This is a genomic window from Rugamonas fusca, assembly GCF_014042365.1.
GTDB lineage: Bacteria > Pseudomonadota > Gammaproteobacteria > Burkholderiales > Burkholderiaceae_D > Rugamonas > Rugamonas fusca.
Genome location: NZ_JACEZS010000011.1, coordinates 190,461 through 203,286 on the forward strand (window position 1 = coordinate 190,461; position 12,826 = coordinate 203,286).

Genomic DNA, 12,826 nt, shown 5'->3' on the forward strand with positions numbered 1-12,826 from the left:
CTATGCAGACTTACTTCCTCATCTCAGCCGCCGTGCTGTATCTCGTGTGCGCCTTGCTGCCGTCGCGGCAGGGGCCGTTGATCGCCATCCTGACCGGCACCGCCTGGCTGCTGCATGGCGTGACCCTGTGGTTCGAAGTGACGGCGCCCGGTTCGCTGCGCATCGGTTTCGCCGCCATGCTGTCGGCCGCGCTGTGGGTGTCGGTGGCGGCCTACTGGCTGGAAAACCGCAACTACAGCCTGGACGGCTTGCGGCGCATGGTCATGCCCAGCGCGGCCGTGGCCGTGGCGCTGGAGGCGCTGTTTCCCGGCAATCTGGTCGCGCTCGAAGGCAAGTCCGTCATGTTCGGCTGGCACATCGCCATCGCCACGCTGGCCTACAGCACGCTCACCATCGCCGCCTTCCACGCCGTGCTGATGGCGCTGCAGGAGTCGCGCCTGCACACGCGCACCACGGCCGGCGGCGGTTTCCTGGCCAGCGCGCTGGACCAGTTGCCGGCCCTGCTGACGATGGAAAAGCTGCTGTTTCGCATGATAGGCTTCGGCTTTGTCCTGCTGAGCCTGACCGTGTTGTCGGGCATCGTATTTTCCGAACAACTGTTTGGCCAGGCCCTGAAGTGGGACCACAAGTCCGTCTTCACGCTCATGTCCTGGCTGCTGTTTGCCGCGCTGCTGGCCGGCCGCCGTTTCCGTGGCTGGCGCGGCAAGACGGCGCTGACCTTCACGCTGGCCGGATTCGCCACCTTGCTGCTGGCCTACGTCGGCAGCCGTTTCGTGTTTGAAGTCGTTTTACATCGGGGATTTGTTTGATGAGTCGTCTTTTGTTCTGGCTGGCGCTGGCGTTCCTGGTGCTGTACGCCATCCGCACCAAGCTGCGCGAGTTGCAGGGCGGCCAGCGCCCGCGCGATCCGCGCCAGCCCGAGCGCCCCGCCGCCCGGCCGGCCGCCCGCGGTCGCGCCAACGCGGAAGTGGAAACCATGCTGTGCTGCGCCCATTGCGGCATCTATTACCCCGCCTCGGAAACGGTGCAGGCCGGCGGCCGCGATTACTGCTGCGCCGCCCACGCCAGCCTGCCGGCCGCCTGAGTAGTGACTGCCTCCCTGCCAGCGCTGGCGCCCGAATCGCGCGCGACCCGCGCCACCTTCTGGCGCTCGCTGCAGACGCTGAACGGCACGCGCGTGGTGATCGCGCTGGTGCTGCTGGCCTACCTGAGCGTGGACAGCCGCGGCCTGCGCGCCGCCGGCCAGTTCTTCTATGGCGAAGTGTGCCTGGGTTACCTGGTGCTGGCGCTGGCCTTCGCGCTGATGACGCTGTACGTGCGGCGCCGCTTCCTGCTGCAACTGATGTCGCAGATCGCCTGCGACCTGGCCATCATCTCGCTGCTCTACATCGCCGCCGGCGGCGTGCGCAGCGGCCTGGCCATCCTCTACCTGTTCCCGCTGGCCGGCACGGCCATCCTGGCGCCGCTGCTGCTGGCGCTGTTCTGCACCTCGCTGGTCACGCTGTTCCTGCTGGGCGAGAGCGGCTGGCGCATGCTGCTGATGGAAGGCGACATGGTGGTGCTGCAGGCCGGCCTGTACGGCGCCGCCTTCTTCGCCACCGTGTGGGTGGTCAACCGCATGGCGGCCCGGCTGATCGGCCAGGAGGAACTGGCCATCGAACGCGGCATCGAGATCGGCGTGCAGCAAGCCGTGAACCGGCTCGTGATGGCCAACGTGGGTGACGGCATCCTGGTGGTCGATCCGCAAGGCCAGGTGTTCGCCGGCAATCCGGCCGCCCAGCAGATGCTGGGGCTGGCCGGGCCCGACTTACGCTTTCGCCTGGGCGACGTGGCGGCCCTGCGGCCGCTGGCGCAAGCCTATGACGACTGGCTGGCCGATCCCGCCCAGGGCACGGCCTATGTCACCATCAAGCCCGGCGCCGAACCGGCGCTGGACGGCCTGCCGGCGGCCGGCAGCGGCCGGCCCGACCTGGCCGCCCACTTGCAGGCCCGCTTCGCGGCCGTGGACACGGACGGCCTGGGCACGGAGCGCAGCGTGATCTTCCTGCAGGACGTGACCGGCATCGAGAACCAGGCCCAGCAACTTAAGCTGGCGTCCATGGGCCGGCTCACGGCCAGCATCGCGCACGAGGTGCGCAACCCGCTGTCGGCCATCGGCCACGCCACCGCCCTGTTGGCCGAGGACCTCGACAGCGCCGTCCACCTGCGCCTGCTCAAGATCGTGGGCGACAACGTGAGCCGGGTCAACCGCATGGTGGAGGACATCCTTCAACTGTCGCGCAAGGTACAGCCCCATGGCGAACCGCTGGCGCTGGACCAGTTCCTGGCCGAGCTCAAGACGGAGTTCGACGAAACCCACGGCCTGCCCGGCGACGTGCTGGCGCTGACGGCCACGCCCGGCACGCTGGTACGCTTCGACAGCCTGCACCTGCGCGAAGTGGTGCTCAACCTGCTCAACAACGCCGTGCGCTACGCCAGCGGCGCCCCGGCCAGCATCCGCCTGACGCTGGTGACGGGCCGCGCGCGCCGCCTGGAGCTGCACGTGCAGGATGACGGCCCCGGCATCTCGGCCGAAGTGCGGGCCCATTTGTTCGAGCCGTTCTACACCACCTCCAGCAAGGGCACGGGGCTGGGACTGTATCTGGCGCGCGAATTGTGTTTGAATAACGAAGCCATGCTCGACTATGAATACCGCTTCGAGCCGGCGCCCGGCCCGGACGGCACGCCCCGTTCCAGCGGGCGGTTCGTGATCACCTTTGCCCGGCCGGCCGCCGCGCCAGCGGCCGGGTAAGCCATTGCGCTACAACAGAAAGGCAGTCCCTGATGAGTGTTCCCCGTGTGCTGGTCGTTGACGATGAAGCCGATCTGCGCGAACTGCTGGAAATCACCCTGATCAAGATGGGGCTCGACGTGGACAGCGCCGCCACGCTGGCCGAGGCGCGCGCCCACCTCGCGCGCACGGAATTCGCGCTGGTGCTGACCGACATGCGCCTGCCCGACGGGCTGGGGCTGGAACTGGTGCGCGAAGTGTGCGCCGCCTACAAGAATACGCCGATCGCCGTCGTCACGGCCTTTGGCAGCGCCGACAATGCCGTGGTGGCGCTCAAGGCCGGCGCCTTCGATTACGTGTCCAAGCCGGTGGCGCTGGACCAGTTGCGCATCATGGTGCAGTCGGCCCTGCGGCTCAACGTGCCCGCGGCCGGCCAGGCGGCCAGCGCCGGCCAGCCGGCCAGCCGCCTGAAGGGCACCTCGGCCGTGATCCAGGCGCTGCGGGCCCAGATCGCCCGGCTGGCCCGCTCGATGGCGCCGATCGCCATCACGGGTGAGTCGGGCAGCGGCAAGGAACTGGCCGCGCGCGAGATCCACGCCCAGAGTTCGCGCGCCGGCAAGCCGTTCGTGGCCGTCAACTGCGGCGCCATTCCCGAGGCGCTGATGGAGGCCGAGTTCTTCGGCTACCGCAAGGGCGCGTTCACGGGCGCGGCCGACGAGCGCGATGGCTTCTTCCAGGCCGCCAACGGCGGCACCCTGATGCTCGACGAGGTGGCCGACCTGCCGCTGGCCATGCAGGTCAAACTGCTGCGCGCCATCCAGGAGCGGCGCGTGCGCAAGATCGGCGCCACCACCGAGGAGCCGGTGGACGTGCGCATCATCAGCGCCACCCACAAGAACCTGGCCCAGTGCGTGGAGCAGGGCAGCTTCCGCCAGGACTTGTTCTACCGGCTCAACGTGATCGAGCTGTGTCTGCCGCCGCTGCGCGAACGGCTCGACGACCTGGGGCCGCTGACGGACGCCATCCTGGAACGGCTGGGCACTTTTGAACACAAGGTGGTGCTGGGGCCGGGCGTGCTGGAGGCGCTGCGCGGCTACAGCTTCCCCGGCAACGTGCGCGAGCTGGAAAACATCCTGGAGCGGGCCCTGGCCTTCGCCGACGATGGCGTGATCGAAGTGGGCGACCTGGCCCTGAAGGGCGCGAAGATGGTGGAGGCCGTGGTGCCGTTGCCGTCGCCGGCGCCCGGCTTCGCGCAGCAACTGGCGGCCACCGAGGCGGCCGCGTTCGGGCTCGATGGTGCCCAGTCCCTGCCGGATGGCGGCGCGGCCACGCCACCCGCGCCTGTGCCAGCGCCCGCCGTGGGCGCCGCACCCGGCGCGGCCGTGGCGGTGGCATCGGGGGGCGCCACCATGGCCTTGCCCCACCTCGACGCACTGCCGGCCAACCTGCCCGAATACCTGAACCAGATCGAGCGCGACATCATCCAGCGGGCGCTGGCCCAGACCCAGTACAACCGCACCCAGGCGGCCCAGCTGCTGGGCATCAGCTTCCGCCAGCTGCGCTACCAGATGCAAAAGTTGAATATCCAGGAGCCGGAGGCGTGATGCCGCCAGGTTTCGCGCTGGATGCGCAGGGCTGGTGCGCCGGCGCGCAGCGCTACGACTCGCCCCACGCGGACGCGCGCCCGGACGGCACGGCCGTCACGCTGCTGGTGGTGCACAACATCAGCCTGCCGGCCGGCCAGTTCGGCACGCCCCACGTGTCCGACTTGTTTACCGGCCGCTTGGACTATAATGCCGATCCCGCGTTCGCGGCCTTGCGCGGCTTGCGCGTGTCGAGCCACTTCCTGGTGCGGCGCGACGGCCGCGTGATCCAGTACGTCTCCTGCGATGCGCGGGCCTGGCACGCGGGCCAGTCGGCGTTCCAGGGCCGCGCGGCCTGCAATGATTTTTCGATCGGGATTGAGCTCGAGGGCACGGACACGGAGCCGTTCGAGCCGGCCCAGTACGCGGCGCTGGCGGCGCTGACGCTGGCCCTGCAGGAACGCTATCCCCTGACCGATGTGCAGGGCCATGAACACATCGCGCCAGGCCGCAAGACGGACCCCGGACCGTTGTTTAGTTGGCAAACGTACATCGAAACCTGGGCACGTCTGCTGAAGGAAAAGGCAGCCGGGCAGGCGCGGTTAGTACCTGCTTACCGGCAACTGCGCTTCCCTGTAGGCGTTCCTGAAAGTCAACCGAAAAATTGATCTGAAATAAAAAATTTCCACTTGTCTTGCCCCATGCTGACCACTACAATCAGTGTATCGAATAAGCCGATTCACTAAATGTAGTGGTATCTCAAGTCCCAGGTTCCAAGCGGTATCGGCCTCGGTCCACCAGCATCAGGAACCCTTATTCACCCTTTTTGTCGCTGTAACACCAGCCGCAGTACCGGGCTGGCCGCTTCATTTTGGCTTTTTTTTAATACAAACACACGCCGCGCAGCCACGACTGCACGCTGTTATCGGGGAGCTTAAATGCAATCTACTCAAGACACTTCCATCCAACCTGCGCTGATGCCAGCAGCGACCGCGGGTATCGTTGGTGGCCAGGCCACGGCAGCGGCAGCGTTGGGCGACTACCGCATCATCCGCCGTAACGGCGCCGTGGTCGCGTTCGAGCCGTCCAAGATCGCCATCGCCATGACCAAGGCCTTCCTGGCCGTCAATGGCGGCCAGGGCGCCGCCTCGGCCCGCATCCGCGACCTGGTGGAACAGCTGACGGCCGCCGTGGTGGCCGCGCTGGTGCGCCGCCAGCCGTCGGGCGGCACCTTCCACATCGAGGATGTGCAGGACCAGGTGGAGCTGTCGTTGATGCGTTCGGGCGAACATGACGTGGCCCGCGCCTACGTGCTGTACCGCGCCAAGCACATGGAAGAGCGCCGCCTGCAGAAGGAGGCGGCCGGCGCCGCCAAGGTGGCCGCACCGCAGATCCACGTGACGGAAAACGGCGCGCGCCGCCCGCTGGACATGGACCAGGTGGCTGGGCTGATCAACGCGGCCTGCATCGGCCTGGAAAAACACGTGGACGCGGACGCCATCCTGGCCGAAACCGTCAAGAACCTGTATGACGGCGTGCCCGTCGAGGAGCTGCACAAGTCCGCCATCCTGGCTGCCCGCGCGCTGATGGAAAAGGACCCTGCCTACTCGCAGGTGACGGCCCGCATCCTGCTGCACACCATCCGCAAGGAAGTGTTCGGCCAGGAAGTGGCGCAAGCCGGCGCCGCCGCCGCTTATGTGAACTACTTCCCCCAGTACGTGGCCAAGGGCATCGCCGCCGAGCTGCTGGACCCGAAACTGGGCGAATTCGACCTGGCCCGCCTGGCCAAGGCCCTGGTGGCCGACCGCGACCTGCAGTTCGGCTACATCGGCCTGCAAACCCTGTATGACCGCTACTTCCTGCACGTGCGCGACGTGCGCATCGAAATGCCGCAGGCGTTCTACATGCGCGTGGCCATGGGCCTGGCCCTGAACGAGCAGGACCGCGAAGCGCGCGCCATCGAGTTCTACCACCTGCTGTCGTCGTTCGACTTCATGAGCTCCACGCCGACCCTGTTCAACTCGGGCACGCTGCGCTCGCAGCTGTCGTCGTGCTACCTGACCACCGTGTCGGACGACCTGGAAGGCATCTACGACGCCATCAAGGAAAACGCGCTGCTGGCCAAGTTCGCCGGCGGCCTCGGTAACGACTGGACCCCGGTGCGCGCGCTGGGCGCCCACATCAAGGGCACCAACGGCAAATCGCAGGGCGTGGTGCCGTTCCTGAAAGTGGTCAACGACACGGCCGTGGCCGTGAACCAGGGCGGCAAGCGCAAGGGCGCCGTGTGCGCCTACCTGGAAACCTGGCACATGGACATCGAGGAATTCCTCGACCTGCGCAAGAACACCGGCGACGACCGCCGCCGCACCCACGACATGAACACGGCCAACTGGATTCCCGACCTGTTCATGAAGCGCGTGATGGAAAAGGGCGACTGGACCCTGTTCTCGCCGTCCGACTGCCCCGACCTGCACGACAAGGTGGGCAAGGCCTTCGAAACGGCCTACCTGGGCTATGAAGCCAAGGCGGCCGCCGGCGAAATCCGCGTCTGCAAGAAAGTGGCGGCGCTGGACCTGTGGCGCAAGATGCTGTCCATGCTGTTCGAAACGGGCCACCCATGGATCACCTTCAAGGACCCATGCAACATCCGTTCGCCGCAGTCGCACGTGGGCGTGGTGCACAGCTCCAACCTGTGCACGGAGATCACCCTGAACACCGGCCCGGACGAAATCGCCGTCTGCAACCTCGGTTCGGTCAACATGCCGGCCCACATGAAAGAGGGCAAGCTCGATCACGTCAAGCTGCAAAAGACCATCCGCACGGCCATGCGCATGCTCGATAACGTGATCGATATCAACTACTACGCCGTCGACAAGGCCCGCAACGCCAACATGCGCCACCGTCCGGTGGGCCTGGGCGTGATGGGCTTCCAGGACTGCCTGCACATGATGCGCGTGCCTTACTCGTCGATGGAAGCGGTGCAGTTCGCCGACACCTCGATGGAAGCGGTGTGCTACTACGCCTACCTGGCCTCGACCGAGCTGGCCGAGGAACGCGGCCACTACGCCTCGTACAAGGGCTCGCTGTGGGACCGCGGCATCCTGCCCCAGGATTCCGTCAAGCTGCTGGCCGAGGAACGCGGCGGCTACCTGGAAGTGGACAGCTCGTCCTCGATGGACTGGGCGCCGGTGCGCGCACGCATCAAGCAGTTCGGCATGCGTAACTCGAACTGCGTGGCGATCGCCCCCACGGCCACGATTTCCAACATCATCGGCGTGTCGGCCTGCATCGAACCGACCTTCCAGAACCTGTACGTGAAGTCCAACCTGTCGGGCGAGTTCACCGAGATCAATTCCTACCTGGTGCGCGACCTGAAGGCACGCGACCTGTGGGACGAGGTGATGATCGCCGACCTGAAATACTTCGACGGCTCGCTGACCAAGATCGACCGCATCCCGCAAGACCTGCGTGACATTTATGCAACCGCGTTCGAAGTGTCGCCAAGCTGGCTGGTGGAAGCGGCATCGCGCCGCCAGAAGTGGATCGACCAGGCCCAGTCGCTGAACATCTACATGGCCGGCGCCTCGGGCAAGAAGCTCGACGAGACCTACAAGCTGGCCTGGCTGCGCGGCCTGAAGACCACCTACTACCTGCGCACCATCGCCGCCACCCACATGGAGAAGTCGACCTCCAAGACCGGTGCCCTGAACGCGGTGGCCGTGGACGGCGGCATGTCGGCCAGTGCCCTGGCAGCGGCGGCGCCAGCGGCTGCGGCCGCGCCGGTGGCCGAAGGCGCGGCCTGCTACCTGCGTCCGGGCGATCCCGGTTTCGAGGAATGCGAAGCCTGCCAATAAGCCTGTACTAATATGAAGAGTGAACCGTCCCGGCCCGCCGGGCGGTTCTGTTTAGACCGAATTCAGAAGGAACACACCATGTCGCTGTCCTGGGACGAAGAAGCCGCTCCGGCGGTACCGCAAGCAGTCAACCAAGCCGTGCTGAACGGCGAAGCGAGCGCCGAGCAAGTGGCGCTGCGCGTGAACGCCGACGATAAACGCATCATCAACGGCAAAACGGACGTCAACCAGCTGGTTCCGTTCAAATACAAATGGGCCTGGGACAAGTACCTGGCCGGCTGCGCCAACCACTGGATGCCGCAGGAAGTGAATATGCAGCGCGACATCGAGCTGTGGAAGAACCCCAACGGTCTGACGGAAGACGAGCGCCGCCTGGTCAAGCGCAACCTGGGCTTTTTCGTGACGGCCGACTCGCTGGCCGCCAACAACATCGTGCTGGGCACCTACCGCCACATCACGGCCCCCGAGTGCCGCCAGTACCTGCTGCGCCAGGCGTTCGAGGAAGCCATCCACACCCACGCCTACCAGTACATCGTCGAGTCGCTGGGCCTGGACGAGGGCGAGATCTTCAACGCCTACAACGAGATCAAGTCGATCCGCGACAAGGATGAATTCCTGATCCCGTTCATCAACAACCTGACCGATCCCACCTTCACCACCGGCACCGTGGAAAGCGACCAGACCCTGCTCAAGTCGCTGATCGTGTTCGCCTGCCTGATGGAAGGCTTGTTCTTCTACGTCGGCTTCACCCAGATCCTGGCGCTGGGCCGCCAGAACAAGATGATGGGCGCCGCCGAGCAGTACCAGTACATCCTGCGTGACGAGTCCATGCACTGCAACTTCGGCATCGACCTGATCAACACCATCAAGATGGAAAACCCGCTGCTGTGGACCCCGGCTTTCAAGGAAGAGATCAAGAACCTGTTCCTGAAAGCCGTGGAGCTGGAATACGCCTACGCCGAAGACACCATGCCGCGCGGCGTGCTGGGCCTGAACGCGCCCATGTTCAAGGGCTACCTGCGCTTCATCGCCAACCGCCGCGCGCAGCAGATCGGCCTCGAGCAGCTGTTCGACCAGGAAGAGAATCCCTTCCCATGGATGAGCGAGATGATCGACCTGAAGAAGGAGCGCAACTTCTTCGAAACCCGCGTCACCGAATACCAGACCGGCGGCGCGCTGAACTGGGATTGATTCCCGACCTACACCGCCGCGCGCGGCGAGGATGAACGACGAGGCCAGACGAATTTTCGTCTGGCCTTTTTTCATGTGCGCGACATTTTCCGGTGCTGCGAAAGCGCGCCTGCGATGGCATGCGTCGATACGAATTCGATGCGCGGCAAGCCGGTCGCGTGATCGTCCACACGCGCGCTCGCGCGCACCGCTGCCGCATTGTCCTTGCCAAGCCGCGCACTGTGTCTCATAATCGCGACGAATTTAAAAACAGTGTGGAGCAAAAGCTTCGCGCGCAGTTGAAGCGCCACAGCGCGCGCCGTGAGTTGGAACCGGTGCAGTCGAAAACGCAGAAACCCAATTGGCATAAGGGTTAGTTTGAAGTCGGCAAGTTGTGTGACGCGCCCGCGCGCAAGACTTCGTGACCGCCAGAGTGGGCCGCGCGTGCATGGACGTGATGCGCGGCCACTGCGAATTGGCAAGCGCGCGCGAATCGCGGCGCCTATCCTGTTAAAAAAGCTGGCGAAATCCTTGCGCGCCTGTTGCGCACCGACAAGGTTTTCGTGTACTTTACGAGATTGAAAAGGCGTGCTAGCGAAAGCGTGGAAAAAGAAGCCGCGCGATGCCGCGACGATGCCGCCGCAGATCGAAAAAATGGGATTCAGATTCGCACGAATATGCACAAGACCACACCGTTTTTTTTCGACCGCCTTGCCTGATTGAGTTCAGGTTGGGCGGTTTTTTCTTTGAAAAATAAAACCGTGTTGTGGCTGCGACGGAGGTTAACGGTGCTGAGCATACGCCCGACACACCGCGGATGTCGCAACAAGATTTGGACGCAGGCGCCGGCCGCAAAAGGGACGGCGTGCTGTGTCGATGGCTGAAGCGCTGCAATCGTGAGGAGTTGCAGCAGTTCAGCTGGTGCCGAATTCATTAGCGCAAACCGTTGTTTGCGCCGATGAATAATTCGCCTGTCCCCATCCGGGGCCGGACGGGTTTTAATCTTGTGCGTGAATCTTTCCCATCCCAGATGAAGGAGAACAAAAATGGCAACAGCCGCTAAGAAATCCGAAGTAAAGAAACCAGCCGCCGCCAAGGCTGCTCCTGCGGCCAAGAAGCCGGCAGCAGCCAAAGCCGCTGCCAAGCCGGCCGCCAAAGCCGACGCTAAACCCGCTGTGAAGAAAGCCGCCGCTAAACCAGCAGCCAAAGCCGCCGCCAAGCCAGCAGCCAAAGCTGCCGCCAAGCCGGCCGCCAAAGCCGCCGCCAAGCCAGCCGTGAAGAAGGCTGTCGCCAAGCCAGCTGCAAAAGCCGCAGCAGCCAAACCAGTCGCCAAGAAAGCCGCAGCCAAGCCAGCAGCCAAGCCAGCTGTGAAGAAAGCGGCAGCCAAGCCAGCAGCCAAAGCAGCAGCCAAGCCAGCAGTGAAAGCCAAAGCAGCCGCCAAGCCAGCAGCCAAGGCCAAAGTGGCCGCCAAGCCAGCAGCGAAGAAAGCCGCCGCCAAGCCAGCGGTGAAAGCCAAAGCAGCTGCCAAAGCAGCAGCCAAGCCAGTAGCGAAGAAAGCTGCCGCTAAACCCGCCGCCAAGAAAGCGGCAGCCAAGCCAGCCGCCAAAGCAGCCGCCAAGCCAGCAGCCAAAGCCGCGGCCAAGCCGGTAGCGAAGAAAGCCGCCGCCAAACCGGCAGCCAAGAAGGCCGCCGCCAAGCCAGCCGCCAAAGCTGCGGCCAAGCCAGCCGCCAAAGCTGCCGCCAAGCCGGCCGCCAAAGCTGCCGCCAAGCCAGCCGCTAAAGCTGCCGCCAAGCCAGCCGCCAAAGCCGCCGCCAAGCCAGCCGCCAAAGCTGCCGCCAAGCCAGCAGCGAAGAAAGCTGCCGCCACCAAGCCCGCAGTAAAAGCGGAAGCGAAACCGGCTGCCAAAGCTGCTGCGAAGCCCGCAGCAAAAAAGCCGGCTAAGGCTGCGGCCAAACCAGCCGCCAAGCCAGCAGCGAAGAAAGCCGCCGCCAAGCCAGTAGCCGCCGCAGCAGCACCTGCAGCCGCAGCACCAGCCGCCGCGCCAGCAGCGGCTGCACCGGCAGCCGCACCGGCCGCCGCCGCGCCAGCAGCCAAGCCAGCCGCCAAGAAGGCCGCACCGAAGAAGCCTGCCGCGCCCAAGGCCGCCGCCAAGCCAGCCGCCGCTCCTGCAGCGCCAGCCGCACCGGCCGCACCGGCCGTCAAGACTGTCGTGGCACCAGCTGCCGCCTGGCCTTTCCCAACCAGCACCCGCCCTTCCTAAGAAAAAGCGTGGATGCCTGTTAAGGCAAGCGACCGCTGTGTGAGACAATCACACAGCGGTTTTTTTTTGGAGGGAACCCGTGCTTAGTATTATCAAGTTGATCGTCGATGCCGCCGCCACGCTGTTGGGCGGCGCCTTGCTGTTACGTTTCTGGATGCAAGCGATACGTGTTCGCCCACCATCGTCCGTGGCGCAATTCACCTTTCAACTGTCCGACTGGCTGGTGCGCCCGCTGCGCCGCATCGTGCCCGGCGTGGGCGGCTACGACTGGGCCAGCCTGATCGGCGCCTACCTGATCGTGCTGCTGGCCACCTCGGTGCTGTTCCTGGCCGGCTGGAGTGCGCCGGCCGTGCTGCTGGCCGCCTGCCAGCGCTTCCTTGAATGGATCTTGTACGGCTTCATGGCGCTGCTGGTGGTGGAAGCCATCTTCAGCTGGGTCAACCCGCACGCGCCGCTGGCGCCGTTCGTGCGCGCGCTGAACGACCCGCTGCTGCGCCCCATCCGCCGCGTGGTGCCGCTGGTGGGCAACCTGGACCTGTCGCTGCTGGTGGCCATTATCCTGCTGCAAATCGCGCAGCTGGTGCTGGGCATGCTGTTCGCCGGCCGATGAGCCGCACCTGGTGTTCACCGTTGCCGGGCGGCGTACGGCTGGCGGTGCAGATACAGGCCAACGCCAAGAAGACGGAAGTGGTGGGCGTGCTCGATGACGCGCTCAAGATCAAGCTGCATGCCCAGCCCATTGAGGGCAAGGCCAACGAGGCGCTGATCCGCTTCCTGTCCGATACCTTGTCCGTGCCGCGCAGCGCCATCGCGCTCACGCACGGCCAGACCAACAAGCGCAAGCTGCTGGAAATCAGCGCGGCCAGGCTCACGCCCGATGGCGTGGCGGCGTTGCTGCTGGGGGAGGCGGCCTAGTTCCCGTTACCGTGTCCCGAAACGAAAATGCCCCGCCTGCGTCGCCGCAGCCGGGGCATTTCTTATCGCGCTTTGTGCTTAGTAGCAGAAGCGCAGAACCGGGGTCACAGAAGCGGGGTCAGGTCCGGCAAGCTGCCAAATTGGCGCGATGCCGGACCTGATAATCATCTAGCCAACCTCCCTCCGGCATACGCCGGGGGTACAGTAAGCATTCAATGTCGAGTTGAACTTACGTACAGGGAGGCTGGTATGAGCAAGTATAGCGGTATCGAT

The 12,826-nt window shown here is 65.1% G+C and carries 12 protein-coding genes; 9 read left to right on the top strand and 3 right to left on the bottom strand.

The genetic code is table 11. The features are described from left to right. The first annotated feature begins 2 nt into the window (after positions 1-2). From H3H36_RS14625 to H3H36_RS14655, 7 genes are all read left to right on the top strand, one after another. Positions 3-809, top strand: a complete 807-nt coding sequence (locus H3H36_RS14625) for a cytochrome C assembly family protein (RefSeq protein ID WP_182218819.1) — start codon at positions 3-5, stop codon at positions 807-809. Beyond that, positions 809-1,084 (top strand): PP0621 family protein, encoded by a 276-nt coding sequence (locus H3H36_RS14630; protein WP_182218820.1) that lies wholly within the window; start codon positions 809-811, stop codon positions 1,082-1,084. Before H3H36_RS14625 ends, H3H36_RS14630 begins: the two co-directional genes overlap by 1 nt. A gap of 3 nt (positions 1,085-1,087) precedes the next feature. Beyond that, the gene (locus H3H36_RS14635; RefSeq protein WP_182218821.1) at positions 1,088-2,791 is read left to right on the top strand and encodes a sensor histidine kinase; all 1,704 of its coding nucleotides are present in this window, start codon (positions 1,088-1,090) and stop codon (positions 2,789-2,791) included. Positions 2,792-2,823: 32 nt separating this feature from the next. Further along, positions 2,824-4,374 carry a sigma-54-dependent transcriptional regulator gene (locus tag H3H36_RS14640; protein ID WP_182218822.1) on the top strand — a complete coding sequence of 517 codons (1,551 nt, stop codon included), beginning with the start codon at positions 2,824-2,826 and terminating at the stop codon, positions 4,372-4,374. Beyond that, positions 4,374-5,021 (top strand): 1,6-anhydro-N-acetylmuramyl-L-alanine amidase AmpD, encoded by a 648-nt coding sequence (ampD, locus tag H3H36_RS14645; RefSeq protein WP_182218823.1) that lies wholly within the window; start codon positions 4,374-4,376, stop codon positions 5,019-5,021. Before H3H36_RS14640 ends, ampD begins: the two co-directional genes overlap by 1 nt. A 270-nt stretch (positions 5,022-5,291) precedes the next feature. Beyond that, complete coding sequence (locus H3H36_RS14650; protein ID WP_182218824.1) at positions 5,292-8,207, top strand: ribonucleoside-diphosphate reductase subunit alpha; 2,916 nt, start codon at positions 5,292-5,294, stop codon at positions 8,205-8,207. A gap of 78 nt (positions 8,208-8,285) precedes the next feature. Beyond that, positions 8,286-9,398, top strand: coding sequence for a ribonucleotide-diphosphate reductase subunit beta (locus tag H3H36_RS14655; protein WP_182218825.1), 1,113 nt, complete (start codon positions 8,286-8,288; stop codon positions 9,396-9,398). A 71-nt stretch (positions 9,399-9,469) separates the two neighbouring features. Here the strand turns inward: H3H36_RS14655 and H3H36_RS14660 are convergent, their stop codons facing one another. The 3 genes from H3H36_RS14660 to H3H36_RS14670 are packed head-to-tail and all read right to left on the bottom strand — an operon-like array spanning position 9,470 to position 11,561. Then, on the bottom strand, positions 9,470-10,060 hold the full coding sequence (locus H3H36_RS14660) for a hypothetical protein (RefSeq protein ID WP_182218826.1): 591 nt from the start codon (positions 10,058-10,060) through the stop codon (positions 9,470-9,472). Next, positions 10,039-11,331, bottom strand: coding sequence for a hypothetical protein (locus H3H36_RS14665; RefSeq protein ID WP_182218827.1), 1,293 nt, complete (start codon positions 11,329-11,331; stop codon positions 10,039-10,041). Before H3H36_RS14665 ends, H3H36_RS14660 begins: the two co-directional genes overlap by 22 nt. After that, positions 11,316-11,561 (bottom strand): hypothetical protein, encoded by a 246-nt coding sequence (locus H3H36_RS14670; protein WP_182218828.1) that lies wholly within the window; start codon positions 11,559-11,561, stop codon positions 11,316-11,318. Before H3H36_RS14670 ends, H3H36_RS14665 begins: the two co-directional genes overlap by 16 nt. A gap of 156 nt (positions 11,562-11,717) precedes the next feature. Between H3H36_RS14670 and H3H36_RS14675 the strand changes: the two genes are divergently transcribed. Beyond that, on the top strand, positions 11,718-12,248 hold the full coding sequence (locus H3H36_RS14675; RefSeq protein WP_311196634.1) for a YggT family protein: 531 nt from the start codon (positions 11,718-11,720) through the stop codon (positions 12,246-12,248). Beyond that, positions 12,245-12,553 carry a DUF167 domain-containing protein gene (locus H3H36_RS14680; RefSeq protein WP_182218829.1) on the top strand — a complete coding sequence of 103 codons (309 nt, stop codon included), beginning with the start codon at positions 12,245-12,247 and terminating at the stop codon, positions 12,551-12,553. The genes H3H36_RS14675 and H3H36_RS14680 overlap by 4 nt, the downstream gene beginning before the upstream one ends. Positions 12,554-12,826 lie beyond the last annotated feature (273 nt).